This window comes from Clostridia bacterium (assembly GCA_012840125.1).
GTDB lineage: Bacteria > Bacillota > DULZ01 > DULZ01 > DULZ01 > DULZ01.
The window spans coordinates 17,954-40,823 of sequence record DULZ01000030.1 but is presented as its reverse complement, the minus strand read 5'-3'; the positions used below and the strand labels follow the sequence as shown (position 1 = coordinate 40,823).

Annotated in this window: 22 protein-coding genes; all 22 read left to right on the top strand. The window is 54.4% G+C overall.

Annotated elements, in window-relative coordinates:
- Positions 1 to 61: 61 nt before the first annotated feature.
- The 22 genes from GXX34_03675 (at position 62) to murB (ending at position 22,861) form a co-directional block, all read left to right on the top strand.
- Positions 62 to 466 carry a transcriptional repressor gene (locus tag GXX34_03675; GenBank protein ID HHW06626.1) on the top strand — a complete coding sequence of 135 codons (405 nt, stop codon included), beginning with the start codon at positions 62 to 64 and terminating at the stop codon, positions 464 to 466.
- Between the two features lie 61 nt (positions 467 to 527).
- The gene (locus GXX34_03670) at positions 528 to 680 is read left to right on the top strand and encodes a hypothetical protein (GenBank protein HHW06625.1); all 153 of its coding nucleotides are present in this window, start codon (positions 528 to 530) and stop codon (positions 678 to 680) included.
- A gap of 140 nt (positions 681 to 820) precedes the next feature.
- On the top strand, positions 821 to 1,513 hold the full coding sequence (locus tag GXX34_03665) for a Crp/Fnr family transcriptional regulator (GenBank protein ID HHW06624.1): 693 nt from the start codon (positions 821 to 823) through the stop codon (positions 1,511 to 1,513).
- A 27-nt stretch (positions 1,514 to 1,540) separates the two neighbouring features.
- The gene (gene bshC, locus GXX34_03660; protein ID HHW06623.1) at positions 1,541 to 3,187 is read left to right on the top strand and encodes a bacillithiol biosynthesis cysteine-adding enzyme BshC; all 1,647 of its coding nucleotides are present in this window, start codon (positions 1,541 to 1,543) and stop codon (positions 3,185 to 3,187) included.
- The gene (gene bshB1 / locus GXX34_03655) at positions 3,174 to 3,878 is read left to right on the top strand and encodes a bacillithiol biosynthesis deacetylase BshB1 (protein ID HHW06622.1); all 705 of its coding nucleotides are present in this window, start codon (positions 3,174 to 3,176) and stop codon (positions 3,876 to 3,878) included. The genes bshC and bshB1 overlap by 14 nt, the downstream gene beginning before the upstream one ends.
- Before the next feature lie 377 nt (positions 3,879 to 4,255).
- Entirely contained in the window at positions 4,256 to 5,140 is an 885-nt protein-coding gene (locus GXX34_03650) for a MoxR family ATPase (GenBank protein HHW06621.1), read from the top strand.
- A 3-nt stretch (positions 5,141 to 5,143) separates the two neighbouring features.
- Positions 5,144 to 6,490 carry a VWA domain-containing protein gene (locus GXX34_03645; GenBank protein HHW06620.1) on the top strand — a complete coding sequence of 449 codons (1,347 nt, stop codon included), beginning with the start codon at positions 5,144 to 5,146 and terminating at the stop codon, positions 6,488 to 6,490.
- A gap of 79 nt (positions 6,491 to 6,569) precedes the next feature.
- The gene (locus tag GXX34_03640) at positions 6,570 to 7,199 is read left to right on the top strand and encodes a hypothetical protein (GenBank protein ID HHW06619.1); all 630 of its coding nucleotides are present in this window, start codon (positions 6,570 to 6,572) and stop codon (positions 7,197 to 7,199) included.
- Positions 7,200 to 7,217: 18 nt separating this feature from the next.
- Positions 7,218 to 7,331, top strand: coding sequence for a rubredoxin (locus GXX34_03635; GenBank protein HHW06618.1), 114 nt, complete (start codon positions 7,218 to 7,220; stop codon positions 7,329 to 7,331).
- Positions 7,332 to 7,493: 162 nt separating this feature from the next.
- Positions 7,494 to 8,555, top strand: a complete 1,062-nt coding sequence (locus GXX34_03630) for a hypothetical protein (GenBank protein HHW06617.1) — start codon at positions 7,494 to 7,496, stop codon at positions 8,553 to 8,555.
- 140 nt (positions 8,556 to 8,695) lie between these two features.
- Positions 8,696 to 9,127 carry a division/cell wall cluster transcriptional repressor MraZ gene (mraZ, locus tag GXX34_03625; GenBank protein HHW06616.1) on the top strand — a complete coding sequence of 144 codons (432 nt, stop codon included), beginning with the start codon at positions 8,696 to 8,698 and terminating at the stop codon, positions 9,125 to 9,127.
- A gap of 15 nt (positions 9,128 to 9,142) precedes the next feature.
- The gene (gene rsmH / locus GXX34_03620) at positions 9,143 to 10,078 is read left to right on the top strand and encodes a 16S rRNA (cytosine(1402)-N(4))-methyltransferase RsmH (GenBank protein HHW06615.1); all 936 of its coding nucleotides are present in this window, start codon (positions 9,143 to 9,145) and stop codon (positions 10,076 to 10,078) included.
- Between the two features lie 74 nt (positions 10,079 to 10,152).
- Positions 10,153 to 10,677 carry a hypothetical protein gene (locus GXX34_03615; protein HHW06614.1) on the top strand — a complete coding sequence of 175 codons (525 nt, stop codon included), beginning with the start codon at positions 10,153 to 10,155 and terminating at the stop codon, positions 10,675 to 10,677.
- Between the two features lie 24 nt (positions 10,678 to 10,701).
- Positions 10,702 to 12,849 (top strand): stage V sporulation protein D, encoded by a 2,148-nt coding sequence (locus tag GXX34_03610; GenBank protein HHW06613.1) that lies wholly within the window; start codon positions 10,702 to 10,704, stop codon positions 12,847 to 12,849.
- 115 nt (positions 12,850 to 12,964) lie between these two features.
- Positions 12,965 to 14,452 carry a UDP-N-acetylmuramoyl-L-alanyl-D-glutamate--2,6-diaminopimelate ligase gene (locus GXX34_03605; protein HHW06612.1) on the top strand — a complete coding sequence of 496 codons (1,488 nt, stop codon included), beginning with the start codon at positions 12,965 to 12,967 and terminating at the stop codon, positions 14,450 to 14,452.
- Positions 14,439 to 15,851, top strand: coding sequence for a UDP-N-acetylmuramoyl-tripeptide--D-alanyl-D-alanine ligase (locus GXX34_03600; protein ID HHW06611.1), 1,413 nt, complete (start codon positions 14,439 to 14,441; stop codon positions 15,849 to 15,851). Before GXX34_03605 ends, GXX34_03600 begins: the two co-directional genes overlap by 14 nt.
- Complete coding sequence (locus GXX34_03595) at positions 15,848 to 16,804, top strand: phospho-N-acetylmuramoyl-pentapeptide-transferase (GenBank protein HHW06610.1); 957 nt, start codon at positions 15,848 to 15,850, stop codon at positions 16,802 to 16,804. The genes GXX34_03600 and GXX34_03595 overlap by 4 nt, the downstream gene beginning before the upstream one ends.
- 12 nt (positions 16,805 to 16,816) lie before the next feature.
- Positions 16,817 to 18,175, top strand: a complete 1,359-nt coding sequence (locus GXX34_03590; protein HHW06609.1) for a UDP-N-acetylmuramoyl-L-alanine--D-glutamate ligase — start codon at positions 16,817 to 16,819, stop codon at positions 18,173 to 18,175.
- Positions 18,176 to 19,300 carry a putative lipid II flippase FtsW gene (ftsW, locus tag GXX34_03585; GenBank protein ID HHW06608.1) on the top strand — a complete coding sequence of 375 codons (1,125 nt, stop codon included), beginning with the start codon at positions 18,176 to 18,178 and terminating at the stop codon, positions 19,298 to 19,300.
- Between the two features lie 25 nt (positions 19,301 to 19,325).
- Positions 19,326 to 20,453: an undecaprenyldiphospho-muramoylpentapeptide beta-N-acetylglucosaminyltransferase gene (gene murG / locus GXX34_03580; GenBank protein ID HHW06607.1), complete on the top strand. Its 1,128-nt coding sequence runs from the start codon at positions 19,326 to 19,328 to the stop codon at positions 20,451 to 20,453.
- A 97-nt stretch (positions 20,454 to 20,550) separates the two neighbouring features.
- Positions 20,551 to 21,921: a UDP-N-acetylmuramate--L-alanine ligase gene (locus tag GXX34_03575; protein ID HHW06606.1), complete on the top strand. Its 1,371-nt coding sequence runs from the start codon at positions 20,551 to 20,553 to the stop codon at positions 21,919 to 21,921.
- On the top strand, positions 21,872 to 22,861 hold the full coding sequence (gene murB, locus GXX34_03570; GenBank protein ID HHW06605.1) for a UDP-N-acetylmuramate dehydrogenase: 990 nt from the start codon (positions 21,872 to 21,874) through the stop codon (positions 22,859 to 22,861). The genes GXX34_03575 and murB overlap by 50 nt, the downstream gene beginning before the upstream one ends.
- Positions 22,862 to 22,870 lie beyond the last annotated feature (9 nt).

Here is a 22,870-nt window from a genome sequence, read left to right as displayed (position 1 = left end):
TGACACCTTACAAATTTCTTGCTAATATATTGATAATAGTAGGCATTCTTAGGTGATTAATATGCAAGTGAAAAGCAGAAACACAAAACAGAAAAGAGTTATTTTAGAAGTTCTCAAAGGAACCGATACACACCCGACAGCTGACTGGATTTATGAGGAAGCCCGCAAGGTGTTACCTGATATTAGCCTTGGTACCGTGTATCGCAATTTGAGAGTCTTGACGGAAAACAACATGATTCAAGAATTGAATTACGGCAGCTCCCACAGCAGGTACGACGGCAACCCGATGCCCCACTATCATTTCGTCTGCAACCGGTGCCAGCGCGTGTTTGATGTTCCCATGGATGTTTGCCACGAACTGAACGACCAGGTAGAGGCAGGCACGGGTTGGAAGGTGGAAATGCACCGCCTGGAGTTCTACGGAGTGTGTAGCGACTGCCAGCAGCGGGCGAGCATGAAAAACTAGAGCATAAAAACCTGCCCCTTCCGGTAAAACTATGAACAAGAACTCCTTGAGGTGATTGTTCATGGTGAAAATCGGCGAGATTGCCCTGTGCAGTTATTGCGGCAAGCCCCACAGCAAGCAGAAGCTGCTGCAGGTCAATGAAATCTGGGGCAGCAGGTCCTTATGCAAGAGCTGCTATCAAAGGCACCAACGTTCTCTTTGGGGATATTGGTAAGCCTTTGCTTTCTTTTTGAGCCCCTACGGGCTTTTTTTCATGAAAAACTCTCCCTGTCTGGGATTTTGGCCCAGGCTGTGATAATATGGTAATAGGGCCTCATGGACAAGCGATGACAGAGAGCCCGGGGAGAGGAGAACATGGATCAAGGCAGCCGCATTTCTACCGGTTTGTTGAAAAAGGTCTTTGTCTTCAACAGTTTGACCGATGAGGAATTGGCCAAAATTGCAGGTATTGCCAGGTTCAGGTTTTACAAGAAAAACACTGTGATCTTTCACGAGGGGGACCCCGGCGAAGGGTTGTTTTTTGTGCAAAAGGGAAAAATCAAGCTGTCCAAAATGTCCAGCGACGGCAAGGAGAAGATCCTGCATTTCTGTCAAGCGGGAGACGTCTTTGCCGAAGTCCTTTTGTTTGATGCCGGGGAATACCCGGCGACGGCGGAGACTCTGGAAGATTCCGAAATCGGCTTGATTCGTCATCAGGATATGGAACAGCTGTTAAGGGATAACGGTGAAATTACGCTGAAGATACTCAAAGTAATGGCGAAGCGGCTCCGGGAGGCGCAATACCATATCCGGGATTTGGCTTTCAATGATGCCTACAGCCGCCTCGCTTCTGCCCTGCTCAACTTGGCGAAAGAGTACGGTCGCAAAGTGGATAATTTAGATCATATCGGGATTAGTCTCAACCAGCAGGATTTAGCCGGGGTCATCGGTACTTCCAGGGAAACCGTCGCCCGGATTATGGGTGAATGGCGGCGGGAAGGGATCATCAGCATCAATAATAAAGAAATTGTGATCAATGACCGGGAAAAATTAAAAGCTTGGTTGTAGAACCAATTCCGGCTGGAGGCAGCAAGTGTGATTTTTCAGGCAGTAGAATTACCGGAGCGTTGGACTGGGAGTTCTTTATATTATCGATCCTTTCCGGAAATCGCCCCCTTCTTTCCTGCCGGAGATCCGCGGCGGGAAGAGACTTATTTCCATAGACAAGCTTATTTAAAGCGGCACTTCCCCCTGGAGGTCCGGGCAAAGGTCGCTAGCGTTTTGCGGCATTACAACCGATCCCTGGGGGCCGGTGAGGCCAGCCTGGCTAATGCCGGGAAGCTGGCCAATCCCGGTACCCTGGCGGTGGTCACGGGGCAGCAGGCAGGTTTATTAACAGGACCGCTGTTGACCGTGTACAAAGCTTTGACCGCCGTAGCCCTGGCCGGGCAATTGGAGGCATTGCTGCAGGTTGATGTGGTGCCTGTTTTCTGGATTGCCAGCGAAGACCATGATTTGCAAGAGATTAATCATGTACATATACTAGGAGAGAAGAACCGCCATAAGACGGTGTATTTTTCTTACGCCTTGAACGGGCAGCCCCCGGTGCAGTGGATCGAAACGGGACCGGCCTGCCGGCAGTTTCTCGCCGACTGCTTAAGGCTGGTAAGGTCCGGTCCCTATTTTGCGGACATGGCTGCCTTACTGCAGGAGACCCTATCGGGTACGCGGAATATCTGCGACTGGTTTGGCGCTATCCTCCTGCGTTTATTTGCCAAAGAAGGACTGGTCTGCCTTAATCCCATGCTGCCGGAACTGCGGCAGCTGCAGGAGCCGGTCTTCCGGCGGGGGCTGGAGGAAGCGGGAACCATCAACGGCTTGCTGGCGGATAATGCCAAGGCGCTGGCCGCCCATGGTTTTACGGCTGCCGTGCAGAAGAAGGCGGAGCATACTCACCTCTTTCTCCTGCAGGAGGGGAACCGGCTGCCGGTTTACCTGGACGGCGGGGGCTTTCAAGTGGGAGACCGCCGTTTTGCCCGGGAAGAGCTGGCCGCATGCCTGGCGGAGCGCCCGGAACAGTTCAGTCCCGATGTGATCTTGCGCCCCGTCTCCCAGGAGGTGCTATTGCCGGTGCTGGCCTATGTGGCCGGGCCTGGCGAGGTGGACTACTGGGCTCAATTGGGAGACATTTTCCGGGTATTCAGCCTTGAGATGCCTCCGATCTACCCGCGGGCCGGTTTGACCCTGGTAGAGCCCGGTGCCGCTCACGTGATGGAAAAGCACCGGCTGGCACCGGAGGAAATCCTCGACGATTTGGCCGGTGCCCTCAACAGCCGGCTGGACCAGCGGGATACCGCCGGCCTGCCCCGGTTGTTTGCCAACGGGCGGGCGGAGTTGGAAAACACTTACCGGGAACTGGTGGAGCAGCTGCCCGGCACCTTAAAGGCGGAACTGCAGGCCGCCTGGCAAGAAAGTATGAGCCGGACCATCCGCAACTGGACCTGGCTCCAATCCCAGGCCGCTAAGGCCCACCGGCGGCAAAACCGGGACTTGATCGATGATTTCCGGTGCCTGGAAACGGAACTGCTTCCCATGGGCCGGAGACAAGAAAACGTCTATAATTTCTTCAGTTATTACTCCCTGTACGGGCCCGGCTTAATCCAGGCCCTTCTGCCAGGTATCCTCACGGATGCGGTGCATCAATTCCTATTCTTGGGAGGCGTCACCAGTGGAGCAAGTTGATATCGTAGCCTTTGGGGCTCACCCGGATGATGTGGAGATTGCTTGCGGTGGGCTGATTCTAAAGAGTATTGCCAGTGGTTATAAAGTGGGCATTGTGGATTTGACCGAGGGAGAAATGGCCAGTACCGGCACCGTGGAGATGCGCCGGGAAGAAAGCCGGAAGGCGGCGGAGATCCTGGGTACCAGTTTCCGGGTCAACCTGAAGCTCCCGGACCGGGGGATCAGGATCAATGAAGAAAGCCTGGCCAAAGTAGTGAGAGTCATACGGGAGGCCCGGCCGCGATTGATCCTGGCCCCGTACTGGGAAGACCGGCACCCGGATCACGTGGCCTGCTCCCAGCTCGTCACGGAAGCCCACTTCAGTGCAAGGTTGTACAAGTTCTTGCCGGAGCTGCCGCCCCACCAGCCGAGGCTGATCTACTATTTCCTCAATCATTATCAAGTCCAGGCGAGTTTTGTGGTGGACATCAGCCCGTTTTTTGAGAAAAAGGTGGAGGCCATCTTCGCCCATTATTCCCAATTCGGCCCGGCACCGAGGGAAACCTCTCTCAATACAGGGGGATTTCTGGGTCGTTTACGGGCTTGGAACGGGGCTTTTGGCGCCCTGATCGGCTGTACCTACGGGGAAGGTTTTTACTCCAAAGAAGTACTGGCTGTTCCGGACCCGGTGGCCTTATTTGGGGCCCGTTAATGTCTACCGTTTATCCCCTGATTTTTGCCGTTTATTGTTAATATTTGATTGTTTACCGAATAAGTATTTTATTATTTTCTCAAATGTTTTATGATATTATCGAGTTAATATAGGGGGTGGAGTAATTGCAAAACATGGAGGAGCGTGTCACCAGGGAAGTAGATCCGGTGCGCAGCTGGGTTAACTATTTACAATGGTTAGGGGTCAACGTGGAAGGACCCAAGACTGCTACGAGTGGGGAAGAGTAATTCTTCCTTTTTTTTGTCCTTGTTAAAGAAATGTTAATCACGGGATTGCAGGAATTGGTAGTAATACCGTAAGGTTTTTGCTATGATTGAACATAGAGTGTAACCAGCATCAATCAAGGAGGAGCCGTCATGGAACTAAGCCTCATTGACCTCAAGCGAGGGTTTCAGGCATGTGGTTATATTTCCGACGAGGAAATCATTACCACCGTCTACCTGGCGTTAAAACTGGAAAAGCCCCTATTGGTCACCGGTGCTCCCGGTGTGGGCAAGACGGAAATCGCCAAGGTCTTGAGCTGTGTGTTTGGCACGGATTTAATCAGGCTGCAGTGCTACGAGGGGCTGGATGAGAATAAGGCCCTGTATGAGTGGAATTACCAGAAGCAGCTGCTGCACATCCAGATGTTCAAAGAAGGGGGCCAAGAACTCAAAACAGACATTTTTTCCCGGGAATACCTGTTGGAGCGCCCGCTGTTAAAAGCCATCCAGTGCAACCGGAAACCGGTGCTGCTCATCGATGAAATAGATAAAACCGATGCGGAGTTCGAAGCCTTTCTGTATGAAGTCTTGTCGGATTTCCAAGTGTCCATTCCCGAGCTGGGTACCGTGAAAGCCAAGCAAATCCCCATGGTGGTGTTAACCAGCAACGGGGAGCGGGAACTGTCCGATGGGCTGAAGAGGCGCTGCCTGTTTTTGTACATCGATTATCCCAGTTTAGAAAAAGAACTGGCCATTGTGCTGGCCAAGGCGCCGGGCATACCGGAGAAGTTGGCCCAGGAGGTGGCCCGGGCTATGCAGCTGATCCGGCAGAAAGTAAGCGTGAAAAAGAAGCCGTCAATTGCGGAGACTTTAGACTGGGCCAGGGCCCTGGAGGCCTTGGGAGTCAGCAAGCTGGACAGCGGCGTCGTGGAAAAGACCCTGAACGTTATTTTGAAAGACCGGCAGGACCAGGAACTCTTTAACGAACAGTTGGGAGCCCAGGGCTTGTGCCGGATGCTGGCCGGTCAAGGAGGTTAACCGGTGAGGGGGATGAAACCAACCCAGCTGGCGGAAAACCTGGTGGAATTTGTGCACTTGCTGCGGCTGGTAGGATTAAGGATCAGCGCGGCGGAAGTCCTGGATGCCTTCCGGGCCTTGGAGCAGGTGGAACTGGCCCACAAACCCAGCTTTAAAGCGGCGCTGCAGTGTACTTTGATTAAGAGGGCGGAAGACCTGCCTGTATTCCGGGAGGTGTTCCGGGTTTATTTCGCCCCTCCGGAGCAAAAGCAGGCCTGGGTGGCTGAAGGAGAAGCGAAAGAACTGGAACGGCAGCAAGAAATCGCCGCCGCGGAAGCTGATCTGGTTTTCCAAGGAGAACCGGTCAACTTGACGGTGGAGGAGAAATTGGTATACGCCAGTCTCACGCAAGAAGCTAAAGAGAGGCTGAAGGATTTTCTCCGGCAGAGCTCCGAAGGAAAAAACGTGGGGGCCAGTTTTAAACCCCTCATTGAGAGCCTGGTGCGGGGGCAGCTGCAGTACTGGCAGAAGCAAGGGGTACAAAACCGGTATCCCGCCCTGCCCGATACAGGCAATGAGGAATGGAATTACTTGCTGGCACAAGCAGCGGAAGGCTTGCAGCAGGAATACGAGCAATTGCTGCAGGAAGACATGCGGCAGATCAGCGAAGAACTCCGGCCCGAGGCCCTGCGGTTAATTCACCTCTTGTCAAGACGCCTGGCCACCAGGCTGTCCAGGCGTTACCGGCAGAGCCGGCAGCGGCTGCGCTTGGACCTGCGGCGTACGATCCGGCACAGCATCAGCAGCGGCGGCACCATGTTCCGCCTGAGTTATAAGAGCAAACGGGTCGCCAAGCCTCAACTGGTGCTGGTCTGCGATGTGTCAGGTTCCATGAAGCCCTATGTGTCTTTTATCATGCAGTTTATTGCGGGCTTGGTTTCCGTCACCAGCAAAATCGAGACTTTCCTCTTTGCCGAACGCCTGAAACAGACTACTTCCTGGTTTCAAAAGGGGATGGACTTGGAGGATATGGTGGAAAGGGTCTTCGGGGGCCAGCAAGGCCTGGGGACCGGGACGGATTTATACGCCGGCCTCACTGAACTCCGGCGCCGGCACATGCCCCTGCTGCAGAGGAACACCATCATGATCATCGTCAGTGATACCAAAACCATGAACGGCAAGGAGGCGGCGGCGGAACTCCGGCAAATCCGGGAACAGGTGAGGGAAATCGTTTGGCTGAATACGCTACCGGGTGAAGTGTGGGACAGGCATCCCACCGTGGCCCTTTTCCAGCCTTACTGTCAAATGTACCAGTGTAATACCATTAAAGACCTGGAGGCGATTATCAGCCGCCAGCTGTTGACGGTTTAAAGAATTGACAAGTAAAAATGACTATAATATGATAAAAGTAATCTTCATGCAACAATTTTGACTTGGGGGGATCATCCCTGTGGTAATGCGTGCCATCCGCAACAAGCGACGCGCCCTGAAGGTCCCGTTACTTATTTTTACCGTGGTCTTGTCCATCAGTCTGGTAGGACTGTTTACTTATACTCCCCTGGATTTCAACACCTCCCAGCCGGGTGTACAAGCCAGCGAAGTGGAAAGCCTTTTGGATTTGCAGCGCCACTTGGAGCAGGCGTTGAAATTGGAACCGGGCAACGTGGAACTCCATGTTAGTTTAGGCAACACCCTTTACGATATAGGGGTATATTATGCCGGATACGGCGATGCCGGTAAAGCCGGTCGCTATTTTAAAGAAGCAACGGTGCCTTATGAACAGGCTTTGGAGATGGATCCCAGTCTCATCGGGGCCAGGGTGGATCTGGCCACAGCGGCTTATTATGCCGGTCTGGATGAGCTGGCGGAAAAGCACTTCCAAGAAGCCGTGCGCCGGGAGCCTGACTTTGTCAACGGGCGCATCAATTACGGTGTGTTCCTCTTTTACCGCAAGGAAGACCCTGAAGCGGCATTAGAGCAGTGGAACGCGGCTCTGGCCCTGGATTTGGACCCGGCCGTCCGTTCCCAGGTGGAAGCTATGGTACAGATGGCTCAGGAAGCTGTGAAAGCAAATAATTAAAAATAGGAGGTGTCATTCATGGCAGTTTTTAAATGCAGCAATTGTGGTTATGAAAAGGAAACCCGTTGCAAGCCTAGAAAGTGTCCTGAATGTGGAGGCAAGGATACCTTTGTAAAACAAGAAGCAAAGTAGTGTCTGGCATAACGGTGGTTAGGAGAAGCCTATAGTTGAAGGAAGCTTTCAGGCTGTACTCGTCCCGGGTACAGCCTGTGAATTTTCGCCGGGCCCCTTTGATGATAAATAGTCTAAATAAACAATAAATTGTGATACCAAAAGCGCAGAGGAGAAATACGCATGGGCTTTAAACCACGCTATATGGCTACCGGGATTGGCAGCGTTCCCTATACCGAACCGGATGAAGCACTGGCGATGATTTTCCAGCACCTGCCGCACCTGCCCCACTGGCCGCAGATGCCGCAGCGAACCAGGCGGGAGCATTTCGTGTACCAATCTTTAACCCCGTTGGTGGAGTTGGGATTGCTGGTTATCAGGGAAGACGGGACTTGTTTCGTGCGGGGGCAAGACATTGAACAGCCTTTGACGGAATTCTATGAACGGTACCTCAAGGTGATGGACACCGGCGAGGGGTTGGATTTTTTCGCGATCCCGCCGGAATCCGGTATCGGTTTGTATCGTTTTGTTGATTACTTAAAGACTTTTAAACGGCCTGCCATTGTGGCGGTGAAAGGTCAAATGGCCGGTCCCTTATCCATTGGTCTTAATCTACACGATGAGGAAAGACGACCGGTTTTCTATCATCCTCAACTCAAAGACGTTTTGATTAAGAACCTAGCTCTTAATGCCCGGTGGCAGGCGAATTTCTTGGGACAAATCGCTCCTCCCATTATCTTTATTGATGATCCGGCCATAGCCGCTTGGGGAACGGCTACTTTTGTAGCCTTGGAACGGGAGGACATGGTGCTGGCTCTAAAAGAGATTATTAAGGAAATAAAACAGGCCGGGGGCATGGCGGGCCTGCACGCTTGTGCCGGGATTGACTGGGGCGTGGCCATCGAAGCCGGGGTGGATGTTATCAGTTTTGATGCTTATTATTATTTTGGTTCCTTAATCGGTTTCAGCCACCAGCTGCAGCAGTTCTTAGCCGGTGGCGGCATTTTGGCCTGGGGGATTGTTCCCACCAGTCATGCCATTTGGGAGGAAAACACCAATTCCCTGCTGGCGAAATTCTACCGGCAGCAGGAAAGGCTTATCGCCAATGGGGTTTCGCGGCGGCTCTTGGAAACCAATGTCTTGCTAACCCCCAGCTGCGGTACCGGTTTAATGGAACTCAATGAGGCGGAAAAAGTCTACGAAATGACGGCGGCTCTGTCCGCCCAACTGTATAGAAAGGGTTAAGGTGCTGTGTGTGCAGCACCTTTTTTTCTTTTAAGATCCTTCCATTAAACGGCAGGAGTTTTATTATTTGCGGCGAATAATGCATATCGAGTGGGTTAAAGTGGGGCAAAGTGGTAAGTACCTCTTGGTGGTGGCAAGCCATGTTCATGGGTGAATACCAGCACACAATTGACAGTAAAGGCAGGGTCAGCATTCCCGCGAAGTTTCGTGAGGAATTGGGGGAAGTCTTTGTCATCACCAAAGGGCTGGACAACTCGCTTTTCGTTTACCCCATGGAAGAATGGCGCCGGCTGGAACAAAAGCTAAAGAGCTTACCTTTTACACGAGCGGATGCTCGGGCTTTCGCCCGGTTCTTTTTTTCGGGAGCGGTAGAAAGCGAACTGGATAAGCAAGGCCGGGTGCTGGTGCCCCAGGTCCTGAGGGACCATGCGAAGATCAACAAGGATGTAGTGATCATCGGTGTTTCCACCCGGATAGAGATTTGGGCCAAAGAAGTCTGGGAAGAATACAGTCTACAGGCTGCCGCCAATTACGAAGCAATTGCGGAAACCATGGTGGATTTGGAACTTTAATCCGGGAGGGATGGGATGGATTTTCAACATCAACCGGTCATGCTGCAGGAAGTGCTGGACTACCTGGCCCCGCAGGAAGGCAAAATCATCATCGACGGTACCCTGGGCGGTGCCGGGCACAGCAGTGAAATCCTAAAAAGGCTGGGCGAGACCGGGTTGCTCATAGGCATTGATCAAGACCGGGACGCCCTGGCGTATGCCGGGAAGCGCCTGAACGGGATCAGCCCCCGTTACCGGCTGTTTGCCTCGAATTACCGCGATTTCGACAGGTGCCTGGCCCAGCTGGGCATTGACAGAGTTGACGGCTTTTTGCTGGATTTGGGCGTATCTTCTTACCAACTTGACGAAAGGGAGAGGGGTTTCAGTTACCAAAAAGACGCCCTGCTAGATATGCGGATGGACCGGACCGGGGACTTGACGGCGGAAATGGTGGTCAATACCTGGCCCGAAGAATCCCTGGCCCGCATTATCTGGGAGTACGGTGAGGAGAGGTGGGCCAAAAGGATAGCCCGGTTCATCGTGGCCGCCAGGGCGAAAGCTCCCATTCGCACCACCGGGGAACTGGTAGACATCATCAAAAAAGCCATTCCCAAAGGAGCCCGCCAGGATGGGCCTCATCCGGCCAGGAGAACTTTCCAGGCTATCAGGATTGCCGTGAACGATGAACTGGTGGCGCTATCGGAAACATTGAGCAAAGTGGCAGGTTATTTGAATCCCCAGGGCAGGCTGGTGGTGATTTCCTTTCATTCCCTGGAGGACCGCCTGGTAAAAAAGGCTTTCATGGAACAGGCGAAAGGCTGCATTTGCCCGCCGGACTTTCCTGCCTGCCGGTGCGGGCGGTTGCCCCAGCTCAGGATTATAACGAAAAAACCTGTTCTGCCGGGCCAGGCAGAAGTCGAAAACAATCCCAGAGCACGCAGTGCCAAATTGAGAGCGGCAGAAAAACTGTAAATTAGTGGGCTTGTGGGAGGACATGGTGTGTTTTACCTTTTAGCGAGTTCTAAAGACCGGGGAGCGTGAATAAGTTGTTAGCAGCAAAAAAACTCGAAGAAGCCCCATACCTGCCTAGTACCCCTAGCCCGGAGCAAAGCCGGGAGGAGAGACTGCGTCCTCATGCCAAGCCCAGGGTGAAGCCGCGGTTTTACAAGTTCCTTTACGTAGTCACCGTGGTCACCATGTTTTGTTGCGGTCTGTACAGCTGTTCCCTAGCCATGGCCGTGGCCACGAAAGGTTATGAGATTGCCAAACTTAAGAGTGAAATCGGGGAGTTGGAAACGGCTAATGCCAGGCTCAGGTTGGAAATTGCTAAGTTAGATTCTCTGGAAAGGATTGAAATGCTGGCCCTGAATGAATTTGGCATGGTACAACCGGATAAAGATGACTACATGCTGCTGCCGGGAGCCGGTTTTTTAGAACGCGCAGGAGAAAAGCAAGAGGTGGAAATAGCGGAAGGAGGCGAAGCGGCGGCAGCCGCGGCCTCGGTAGATGACCGGCCGTTATTCCGGCAAAAAGCAGCCGCCCTGCTGGCGGTAGCTCTAGGGAGAGACTAAGACAGTGAATACGAGGAGGCTCCTATGAATTTAAACCTCATGATCCGGAAAAGAATCGCCGTGCTATTCTTCTTGATAGCAGGGATTCTTTTTTTGCTGTCTTTGCGCTTGGTTTGGATCCAGGTCATCCAGGGGGATTGGCTGCAGGAAAAGGCCATGCATAACCGGTTGCGGGAGGTCCGGGTGGAAGCCAAACGAGGTATCATTTACGACAGGAACGGCAAGGAATTGGCCATCAGTGTCAGCACGGATTCGGTAGGCGCCTTTCCCAGTCAGGTGAGACGATCGGGCCGGGAAAGGGAAATTGCCGCCAAGTTAGCCGAATTGCTGGAAATGGATGAAGAGGAAGTTTATGCGAAAATTACCAAGAATGCTTCCTTTGTTTGGGTGAAACGGAAAATCGGCTTTGAGCTGGGGCCGAAGATTAAAGCTATGGATTTGCCTGGCATCGAGGTCTACGAAGAAAGCCAAAGGTATTATCCAAACGACACCCTGGCGGCCCATGTACTGGGTTTTGCCGGCATTGACAACCAGGGCCTAGAAGGTTTGGAGAAAAAGTTTGATGAAGAGCTGCGGGGCGAAGCCGGGAGGATTATCATTGAATTCGATGCCGTCGGAAGAGAAATCCCCCAAGCCACCCACCAGTACATCCCGCCCACCGACGGCAGCAGCATCGTGCTGACTATTGACGAGACTATCCAGTATATTGTGGAACGAGAATTAGATAACCTGATGGCCGGTCCGTCCCAGCCGAAGAGTGCGGCGGTAATTGTGATGGACCCGAGAAACGGGGATATCCTGGCCCTCTCCTCTCGTCCTACCTTTAATCCCAACCAGTACAACCAGTATCCCCAGAGCAGCTGGCGCAATGTCATCGTTTCCAATACCTATGAGCCCGGTTCAACTTTCAAGATCCTCATTGCCGCCATGGCCCTGGAGGAGAAGGTGGTGGGTCTTGATGATCGTTTTTACGATCCCGGCTATATTAAGGTGGGCAAGGAAACCATCAAATGCTGGCGCAGCGGCAATCCCCATGGTAGCCAATCTTTTCTGGAGGGCATTGAGAATTCCTGTAACCCGGTCTTCGTAGAAGTAGGCTTAAGGGTGGAGGAAAAGCAGAAAAACCTGATGTATCGCTACTTGCGTGCCTTCGGGCTGGGGCAGCCCACGGGAGTAGAGCTTTTCGGCGAAGCGAAAGGGATCATGATCCCGGAAGAACAGCTGAAAACCATTAACCTAGCTACCATCTCTATCGGGCAAGGTATTGCCGTCACCCCTTTGCAACTGGTCACCGCAGTCTCCGCCGTCGTCAACGGGGGTTATTTGATGAAACCCCGGCTGGTGAAAGAGATACTGAACAGTGAAGGGGAAGTAATCCAGACCTTTGAACCGGAAGTGGTGCGGCAAGTTATCTCCGGGGAGACTTCCCGCCAGATTGCTTTAGCTTTGGAACGGGTCGTTTCTAACGGTACCGGTCGCAATGCCTACATCCCTGGCTACCGGGTGGGAGGGAAAACCGGTACCGCCCAGATTGCCGGCCCGGGCGGATACCAGCAAGGCAAATATGTGGCCTCCTTTATCGGGGTGGCTCCCGTGGATGACCCGCGGTTGGTGGCGCTGGTGGTGGTGGAAGAACCCCAGGGTATCTATTACGGGGGCACTGTGGCGGCGCCGGTCTTTAAGAGAATTGTAGAGGACGCTTTGTATTATTTAGGCGTGCCGCCCCAGTACAATGAAGAAGAATTGGCGGGACAAAGCAAGGCCGGGCAAGAGGAAGTAGTGGTGCCCGATGTGACCAATATTGAACCGGAGCAGGCCACGGCTGCTTTGGAAGCCGCAGGTCTGGTGCCGTCCTTCAGAGGGCAGGGAAATGTGGTAGTCAGTCAAACTCCTAAAGGTTTAGCTAAAGCACCGAAAGGCACGAAGGTGATCCTGCACCTGGGTACCGTCGACGGCGGTAGTCAGGAAGTGATGGTGCCGGATCTAACCGGGAAACGGATTCCGGAAGCTGCCGCCCTGGTAGAGGCTCTGGGTCTCACTCTCAAGCCCCGGGGCGCGGCCGGGAAAGCGGTGGAGCAGGAACCGATTCCCGGCACCCTGGTCCCACGGGGGACTTCCGTTGTGGTGACGTTTAGTGAAGAGGAAGTGCAGCGGCCGGCCCTTGGACCATGAGGAAGAACCCAGAAAGGCCTAAATTTTGGCCTTCTGGGTTTTTGCCGTAGAATTATGACATGACTTGGCATAATAAGGAAATAATAGTACCAAATTCTTCTTTGGGGGTCTTTCCATGATATCATTGCAAACCCTGATACAGGCACTGCCAGACCGGGTCGTTCTGGCCGGTGGATTGGACCGGTCCATAGCCGGTATTCAATATGATTCGCGGCAAGTGCAGCCGGGCAGTCTATTCGTTTGTGTTCCGGGCTTTAAGACCGACGGCCACCTTTATGCCGCCGATGCCGTCGCCAAGGGAGCCGTGGCTTTGGTGGTAGAACGGCCGGTGACAGTGCCGGACGGTGTGACGGTGATTCAGGTGCCCGATGCCAGGCTGGCCCTGGCCGGGCTGGCGGCTTGCTTTTACGGTTATCCTTCCCGCCGGTTTCATCTCATTGGCGTGACCGGTACCAACGGCAAGACTTCTACCACGATCTTGCTTGATGCCGTTTTCCGCCGGTGGGGTAGGAAGACCGGTTTACTGGGGACGATCTCCAACCGTGTCGGCGGCGAAGTGATCCCGGCTTCCCACACGACGCCGGAGTCCCTGGACCTGCAAAAACTATTCAAATTGATGGCGGATGCCCAGACGGATTATGTTATGATGGAAGTGTCTTCCCACGCCTTGAGCCTGCACCGGGTGGCGGCTGCCGAGTTTGACGTCGGCGTTTTCACCAATTTAACCCGGGATCATTTGGATTTTCACCGTGATTTTCAAGAGTACCGGGAAGCCAAAGGAAAACTGTTCACCCTCCTGTCCGGTGGGGCCAAAGCCGGGCGGAAATATGGAGTAGTCAACAAGGATGATCCCAACAGCGAGTATTTCATGAAAACCTCGCCGGTGCCTGTGTTAACTTACAGCTTAACGCAGCCCAGTGACTATCAAGCCACGGATATCGTGATTACCGCCAAAGGGGCCAGTTTTCGCCTGAAAGGGAAAGACTTCCCGCCTTTTACCCTGAACCTGACGGGGCGGTTTAGCGTTTATAATGGGCTGGCGGCGGTTGCCGTGGCCCTGGAGGAAGGAGTGCCGGTGGACATCATCCGGGAAGCTCTGGCGGAACTGCCGGGGGTGCCCGGGCGGTTTGAGCGGGTGGATGCCGGGCAGGATTTCACCGTGGTGGTGGATTATGCCCATACCCCGGACGGTCTGGAAAACGTCTTGAGGACAGCCCGGGAGGTCTGCTCCGGCCGCATAATAACGGTCTTTGGCTGCGGCGGGGACCGGGACCGGACGAAAAGGCCCCTGATGGGGCATGTGTCAGGCCGCTTGAGCGATTACACCATTGTTACTTCCGATAATCCTCGTACCGAAGACCCGGAAGCCATTATCGCTGAGATTGTACCCGGTGTGAAGGAAGCAGGAGGAAAATATGAAATCGTAGTCGAAAGAAAGGCAGCAATCCAAAAAGCCCTGACCCTGGCCGGTGCCGGGGATTTGGTGCTGGTGGCCGGGAAGGGCCATGAAGACTACCAGATTATCGGTACGAAAAAGTATCCCTTCGATGACCGGAAAGTGGTCAGGGAGATCCTGGAGAGTATGAAGGATGAGACTAAATGACATTAGGGAACAGCTAAAGGAAGCTCACCTCATGGGGATGGGGAATCTACCGGTGACCGGGTTTTCCATTGACAGCCGGATCATTAAACCCGGGGAATTGTTTTTTGCTTTGCCCGGCGAAAAAGCCGACGGGCATCAGTTTGTTGCCGCTGCGCTTCAAAAGGGCGCCTGCGGAGCCGTGGTGTCCCGGGTACCCCGGGATGTGGCGCCGGAGCTCTTGAACCGGGCGGGATTGCTGGTTGTACCCGACCCGTTAAGGGCCCTGCAGCAGTTGGCCCGCGCTTTGCGCCGGCAAGCAGGCATTCCCGTCGTGGCAGTGACCGGCAGCAACGGCAAAACCACCACGAAGGACCTCATCGCCTCAGTGCTGGGGACGAAATACCGGGTGCTAAAAACCCAGGGCAACTTTAACAACGAAATTGGCCTACCCCTGACCTTGCTCCGGTTGATCCGCCCCCACGACATCGCCGTGGTGGAAATGGGAATGCGGGGACTGGGCCAGATCAAGGAGCTCTGCGAGATTGCCCTTCCCAATTACGGTGTCATCACCAATATTGGGGTGGCTCACTATGAGCTGCTGGGCTCCCAAGAAAAAATTGCCGCGGCAAAAGGAGAACTGCTGGACAGCTTGCCCGACAACGGGGTGGCCGTTTTAAACCGGGATGACGTCTACAGTGTTGCCTTGGGAGAGAAGCTGGCCAAAAAGCGTCCCCGGTTACAGGTCTTATATTATGGCTTTCACCCGGAAGCCGATGTGCGGGCCCGGCACCCGGTGGTGGCTCCCGGAGGCGTCGACTTTGACCTGGTGGTGGATGGGGCGGCGGTCAAAGGGTTCTTGCCCCTGTTCGGAGAGCATAACGTGCAAAATGCCCTGGCAGCCGTTGCGGTGGGTTTGGTGTGCGGAATCCCATTAGCAGGCTGTCTTCAAGGGTTGGAAGAAACGGTGATCAGCGACAAGAGGCTGGCCCGGATACCGGGCATCCATGATGCCTGCATCATTGATGATACCTATAATGCCAATCCGGGTTCTACCGTTGCCTCCCTGCGGGTGCTGTGTGCCTTGCCCGGTAACCGGAAAATTGCCGTTCTAGGCAGCATGAAGGAACTGGGGACACTGGCGGAAGAGGGACACCGGGAAGTGGGCCGGGAAGCGGCCCGGCTGGGCATTGATTTCTTGTTTGCCGTGGGTGAGGAAGCCCGGTGGGTGGCCCAGGCTGCCATTGACAGCGGCATGCAGCCTGCCCGTGTCGCCTGGTGCCCAACCAAGGAAGAAGTGATTGAGCGGCTGCAGGTATTGTTGACCAAAGACGACCTGGTGCTGGTAAAAGGTTCCCGGGCACTGGCCATGGAGGAAATTGTCAAAGGGATAGCGGCGTTTGAAGGAGGAACCAAGGGTTGAAAACAGCATTGTGGACTTTCATCGGCACAACAGGTTTGGCGGTGCTCCTGGGGCCGGTCTTGATACCTTTACTGAGAGTTTTAAAATTCGGGCAGACGGTGCGCAGTGACGGCCCCAAGACCCATTTACGGAAAGCCGGCACGCCGACCATGGGAGGCCTAATTTTTATCATTCCCATCACCCTGGTCAGCTACTATTTCGGCCGGGACAGTGTCGAGGTTAGCCTGGCCCTGGTGGCTTTGGTAGGGTACGGGTTAGTCGGCTTTGCCGATGATTTTATCAAGGTGGTCATGCGGCGTTCTCTAGGGCTGAAGGCCAGGCACAAGCTGTCCGGTGAAATAGCCCTGGGGCTGGTGCTGAGCATGCTGGCCATGATGCTCACCCCCAGGGGGACCGCTGTTTCCCTGTTCAGTTACAGTATCGATTTAGGCTGGTTTTATCCCTTTTTTGGGCTGCTGGTGCTGGTGGCTACAACGAATACCGTCAATTTGACTGACGGTTTAGATGGCCTGGCCGCCGGTACTATGTTGTTTGCCGCCCTTGGTTATGCCGTGATCAGCTGGTTTGCGGGGCATGACGGTTTGACGGTGTTTTCCCTGGCCCTGGCGGGTGGTTGTTTGGGTTTCTTGGTCTACAACCGGTACCCGGCAAAAGTGTTCATGGGGGATACCGGGTCCCTGGCTTTAGGCGGTGCCCTCGGCATGCTGGCCATTTTGACCGGTACGGAACTGCTGCTGTTTATCATCGGTGGTATTTTTGTGGCGGAAGCCCTGTCAGTCATTATTCAGGTTTTATCCTTCCGTTTTACCGGGCGCCGGGTTTTCCGGATGAGCCCTTTGCATCATCATTTCGAATTGTCCGGTTGGCATGAAACTAAAGTGGTGGCTGTGTTTTGGCTGGTAGGAAGCCTTTTGGCCGTGGCCGCCGTGGGGGTTTTCCTGCTGGCCGGATAGGAGGTAGCGGAGATGGAGGTAAGGGATCGAAAGGTACTGGTGATTGGGATGGGTAAAAGCGGGGTGGCTGCCGCCAAGGCCCTGGCGGCTGGCGGGGCAGAAGTCACCGTTAATGATACCAAAAGCCCCTCGGACTTGGCCGGTGCTTGCCGGGAACTGGCGGGGTGGCCGGTGCACATTGTGACCGGTGAATGCCCGGCGGTTTTACCGGGAGAGTTCGATTTCGTGGTTACCAGTCCCGGGGTACCCAACTGGGCCGAGCCCCTCAAGGAAGCAGTCCGCCACGGGATTCCCGTTTTGAGTGAAATAGAATTAGCTTACCGGTTCGCTAAGGGGCCGGTCATCGCCATCACCGGCACCAACGGTAAAACCACCACCACTGCTTTGACGGGGCAGCTCTTTAAGGATGCCGGTTATGCCGTCTCCGTGGCCGGCAACATCGGGGTTCCTTTCATCGGGGAGGTCCTGTACAAGCTGCCGGAACATCTATTTGTGGTGGAAGTAAGCAGTTTCCAGTTGGAATGGGTGGATGCGTTTCGTCCCAAAGTGGCTCTCATCACCAACATCACCCCGGACCACCTGGAACGGCACGGCACCATGGACGAGTACCGGCGGGTGAAAGCCAGGGTTTTCCAAAGACAGGAAGCCGGGGATTATACAGTACTCAATTACGATGACCCGCTGGTGCAGGAACTGGCCGGGCTTACCCGGGGACAAGTTATATTCTTCAGCCGGCTGCATAAGCTAGAAGAGGGAGTTTTTGTCAAGGATGGAAAAATATATATCAGAGCGCAGGGCCGCGAAGAAGCGGTCTGTGCCGCAGCCGAATTAACCATCCCGGGTGCTCATAACTTGGAGAATGCCCTGGCGGCCGTGGCAGCCGGCTGGGTGATGGGATTATCCGGGGAGCAGATGGCTCAGACCCTCCGTTCTTTTCCGGGGGTGCCTCATCGTTTGGAAAGGGTGGCGGTGATCAATGGAGTGGAGTATATCAACGATTCCAAGGGCACCAATCCGGAGGCAGCGGTAAAAGCGCTGCTGGCCTTCGATAAACCGATTGTGTTGATTGCCGGCGGCAGCAGGAAAGGCGGTACGGATTTTAGCGGGCTGGCGCTGAAGATCAAGGAAAAGGTGCGGGAGTTAATCCTGGTTGGGGAAACGGCCCGGGAAATCAAGGAGGCTGTGGAAAAGGTGGGCTTTGACAGGGCCAGGATCGTCAACAGCCTGGAAGAAGGAGTGAAAACGGCGGCCGCCCTGGCTCGCCCGGGCGATATAGTATTGCTGTCTCCGGCCTGTGCCAGTTTTGACTTTTTCCGGAACTTTGAGCACCGGGGAGAGGTATTCAAGGAATTGGTACTACGCTTGGCTTAGATGCCGCCGGGTGGTAGAGAAGTGGGGGAGAAAAGCGTGAAAAGGGGAGCTCCCGATTTTGTCCTATTTGCCATCGTTCTTGCCTTGCTCTCGATCGGGATTATCATGGTGTTCAGTTCCAGTGCCGTGGCAGCGGGCCAGACCATCGGTGATCCTTTCTATTATTTGAAAAGGCAGCTGTTGTGGGCTTTACTGGGCCTGGTGGCGATGGTGATCGTCATGAATATTGATTATTTTCATTACCGCGGTTATGTGGACTGGTTCCTGCTTGGGAGCATCATTTTGCTGGCTCTGGTGCCCTTGATTGGATTGGAAAGCAAAGGTGCCACCAGGTCCTTGGGATTCGGTTCTATCAGCTTTCAACCGGCAGAATTAGCGAAAATTGCCATGGTGCTCTACCTGGCGCGGAATCACAGCCGCAACCCTTTGAGGATCCAGTCTTTCGGCAAAGGGCTCATGCCTTCCCTGTTGGTAATGGCGCTGCTCTGCGGTTTGATCATGCTGCAGCCGGATTTGGGTACCACCGTAACCCTGGCCGGGACCACTTTTATCGTGCTCTTTGCGGCCGGGGCGAGACTGCTGCACTTGGGTTTACTGGCGGTGGCCGGTGTGGCGGCCGTGGCGCTGGCCATCTATTTGGAGCCATATCGCATGAAGCGGTTCCTGGCTTTCTTAGACCCCTGGGCGGATCCTTTGGGAGACGGTTTCCAGACCATCCAGTCCCTCTTGGCGCTGGGCAGCGGCGGGCTGTTCGGACTGGGACTGGGGGCCGGCAAACAAAAACTTTTTTATTTGCCGGAACGGCATACGGATTTTATTTATGCTATCATCGGTGAGGAACTGGGCTTTTTCGGTGCTTTCACGGTGCTTCTTTTGTTTTTTGGTTTTGCCTGGCGGGGGTATAAGATTGCCCTCAGCACCAGGGACAGCTTTGGCAGCCTGGTGGCGGTAGGCATTACCTCATTGGTCATTTTTCAGGCCATTATCAACCTGGGAGTAGTGACCGGTTCCCTGCCGGTTACCGGTATTACGCTGCCGTTGATTAGTTACGGCGGTTCATCCTTGTTGTTCACTTTAATCGGCGTCGGCATCCTGCTCAATGTTTCACGGCATGCCGATTTGTAGGCTAAAAGAGAAAGAGGTAGCTTTTATGGGTTTAAAGGTGGTCTTAACAGGCGGCGGCACCGGCGGCCACATTTATCCCGCCGTTGCCGTCGGTCGACGTCTCCTGGAAGTGGCACCGGGAGCAAAGATCTATTACGTCGGTACTTCCCGCGGTTTAGAAAAAGAACTGGTGCCCAAGGAGGGGTGGCCCTTCTACACGGTGGCAGCAGCGGGCCTGGCGAGGCGGATTTCGCCGGCGACGGTCAAAGCGTTACTGACCACCGGGAAAGGTTACCTGCAAGCCCGTGGACTGCTCCAGCGATTGAAACCGGATCTGGTGTTGGGGACGGGAGGCTACGTCTGCGGCCCGGTGGTACTGGCCGGGGCCCATCTCGGTATTCCCACCATGATCCATGAGCAAAACGCCTATCCGGGTCTGACCAACCGGTGGCTCGCCAGGGTAGCCGGGCGGGTTTGCATTACCTTCCCCCAATCCGCTCAGTATTTTCCTGCCGGGAGTAGAATCGTAGAGACCGGTCTTCCCATTCGCCGGCAAATTCTGGAGACCACCAGGGAAGAAGGACTGCGGGGGCTGGGTTTAAAAGAAGGCTTCCGGGTGCTGGTGGTGGGCGGCAGCCAGGGTGCCAAGAGCATTAACCTGGCCATGCTGGATGTGTATGACCGGCTCAAAGAGCGGCGGGATATCCACTGGCTCCATATCACGGGACAGGCAGGCTATGAAGGGTACCTGCAAGAACTGGCCGCCAGGGGGATAGACTTGACACATTTTGGAAATATTACCATCATGCCCTACGTTTACCAAATGGAACAGGCTCTTAGCGTGGCGGATCTGGTCATCGGCCGGGCCGGTGCCAGTTTCCTGGCGGAGGTTACAGCGAAAGGATTACCCGGTATTCTAATACCATATCCCTTTGCTTCGGAAAACCACCAGGAGTATAATGCCAAAGCGGTAGTGGAAAGCGGAGGCGCCATCCTGGTCAAAGAAAAGGACTTGTCCGGGCCGGTGCTGGCGGAGCACATTATTGCCCTGGCGGACCACCCTGAGCGATTAGCAAGGATGGCCCGGGGCGCCAGGGCCCTGGGTAAACCTGATGCCGTTGACCGCATTATCGAACAGGTTTTTGCTCTAACTGGGAAAACCAGGCGAATATAGCTTTTCTCTTTTCCCCGGATTGGACAACCCCCGGTAACCAAAATTTCATGCCCTGCATAAGATGCTCATGTAAGGTGGGGAGAAAGGAGTTGAGAGAGTGGCCGAGGCGAAAAAGCAGAAGGAGTGGACGCATTTTATCGGCATTGGCGGAGTAGGGATGAGCGGCCTCGCCAAAATTCTTTTGGAAAAGGGCTATCCGGTGAGCGGCAGTGACCTGGCCAAATCCCAAACCACCGAATTGCTGGTGCGTTTAGGAGCCACTATCCATGAAGGTCACCGGCCCGAACATTTATCGCCGGCCGTGGACCGTGTGGTTATATCTTCCGCCATTAAAGAACACAATCCGGAACTGCAAAAGGCCAAGTCACTGGGTATTCCGGTGCTGATGCGGGCCGAGCTCCTGGCCGAGTTTATGCGGGAGCAGCAGGCCATCGCGGTGGCGGGTTCCCACGGAAAGACCACGACTTCTTCCATGATAGCCTGGTGTCTCGAGAAGAACGGGTGGGACCCGACCATTGTCGTGGGCGGCGAGGTCAACAACCTGGGTGTCAATGCCAAACTTGGTCGCGGTAATTACCTGGTAGCGGAAGCAGATGAAAGTGATGGATCTTTTCTCAAACTCCATCCCTATGCCGTGCTGGTGACCAATGTGGAAGACGACCACTTGGACCATTATGGTTCTTTTGACAAAATGGTGCAGGCCTTCGATGAGTTCTTGGGATTGGTGCCGGCCGGAGGGTTTTCCGCGGTGTGCACCGATTGCCCTGTGACCCAATCCCTGGCCCAACGGCATCGGCAAGTCATTACATACGGTTCTCATCCCGGGGCCCAATTCCGGGCGGTGGAGGTGGAGTTGACTGCCTCCCATTCCAGAGCCGTGGTGGAGTATAAAGGTACATATTTAGGCAGTCTGGAACTCACGGTGCCGGGCAGGCATAATGTTTTAAATGCTTTAGGAGCGGTGGCCGCGTGCTTGGAATTAGGGTTGACCTTTGACCAAGCGGCGGGGGCTTTAGCTGTCTTTCAAGGGGCCAAAAGAAGATTTCAACTGCTGGGTACGGCCGGTGGTGTGAAAGTGGTGGATGACTACGCCCATCACCCGACGGAGATCATGGCCACCCTGGCGGCGGCCCGTCAACTACAGCCGAAAACCTTGTGGGCCGTGTTCCAGCCCCACCGGTTTACCCGGACCAAACAGCTGTATCAAGCATTTGGGAAAGCTTTTGATGAAGCAGATCAGGTGATCGTTAGTGATATTTATGCTGCCGGGGAGAGTCCTATTCCCGGCGTTTCCGCCCAGTTAATCATAGATGCGCTGCGTGCCAACGGGGTCAAGGTGACCTATTGCCCCGGGCAGGAAGAGATTATCAATTTTCTACTGCGGCACTTACAAAAAGGAGACCTGGTGCTCACCTTGGGTGCCGGTGATATCTGGCAGACCGGGCGGCAATTGCTGGCGCATTTATGAGAAACCGTTGGAAGTAGGTGCCGAGATGAATTTGGAGTTGTTGGCCAAAGAACTGGGGAACATCACCGGCGGCCGGGTCCTGGTGAATGAACCGTTAAAAAACCATACCACCTTGCGCATCGGTGGACCGGCTGATTTATTGGTGTTTCCGGCTGCCGTGGAGGAGATACCCAGGTTACTGGAGTTTGCCGGGCAAAAAGATGTGCCTGTGACCCTGCTGGGCAACGGTTCTAATATCCTGGTCCGGGACGGGGGCATTCCCGGGTTGGTGATGAAATTGGGGGGGAGTTTAACCCGGGTGGAAGTGAAAGGAGACCGGGTGGTGGCGGAAGCCGGTGCCCTCATGCCCCGTTTAGCCAGGATTGCCTTGGAGCACGGGTTGACAGGTTTGGAGTTTATGATCGGTATCCCGGGCACCGCCGGCGGCGGGGTGGTCATGAATGCCGGCGCCCATGGGCAGACCATGTCACAAGTGGTGACGCAGGTGGAAACCGTCAGCCCCGATCTTTCCCTAAGGCTCTTGCCTGCCTATGCCTTGAACCTGGGGTATCGTCACAGCATGTTGAAGAACAGTTCGCTCTTGGTGACAAGAGTTCATTTTGCTTTATCGCCCGGTAACCGGGAAGAGATCCGGGCCAGAATGGACCGGTACATAGAATTTCGCCGCACTAAACAACCCTTGAATTGGCCCAGCGCCGGCAGTGTCTTTGTTAATCCCCCGGAGCAGGCGGCCGGTTATTTATTGGAACAGGCCGGTGTCAAGGGTCTAACCATCGGGGGAGCCCGGGTGTCGGAAAAGCACGCCAATTTCATTATCAATACAGGAGGAGCCACAGCCAAAGATGTGCTGCAGCTCATCGAAGTCATGCAGGAAAAAGTAATGAAACAGTTTGGCATAGAACTGAAAACTGAGATTCAATTTCTGGGAGTGGACCGTTAAAACCGGGGG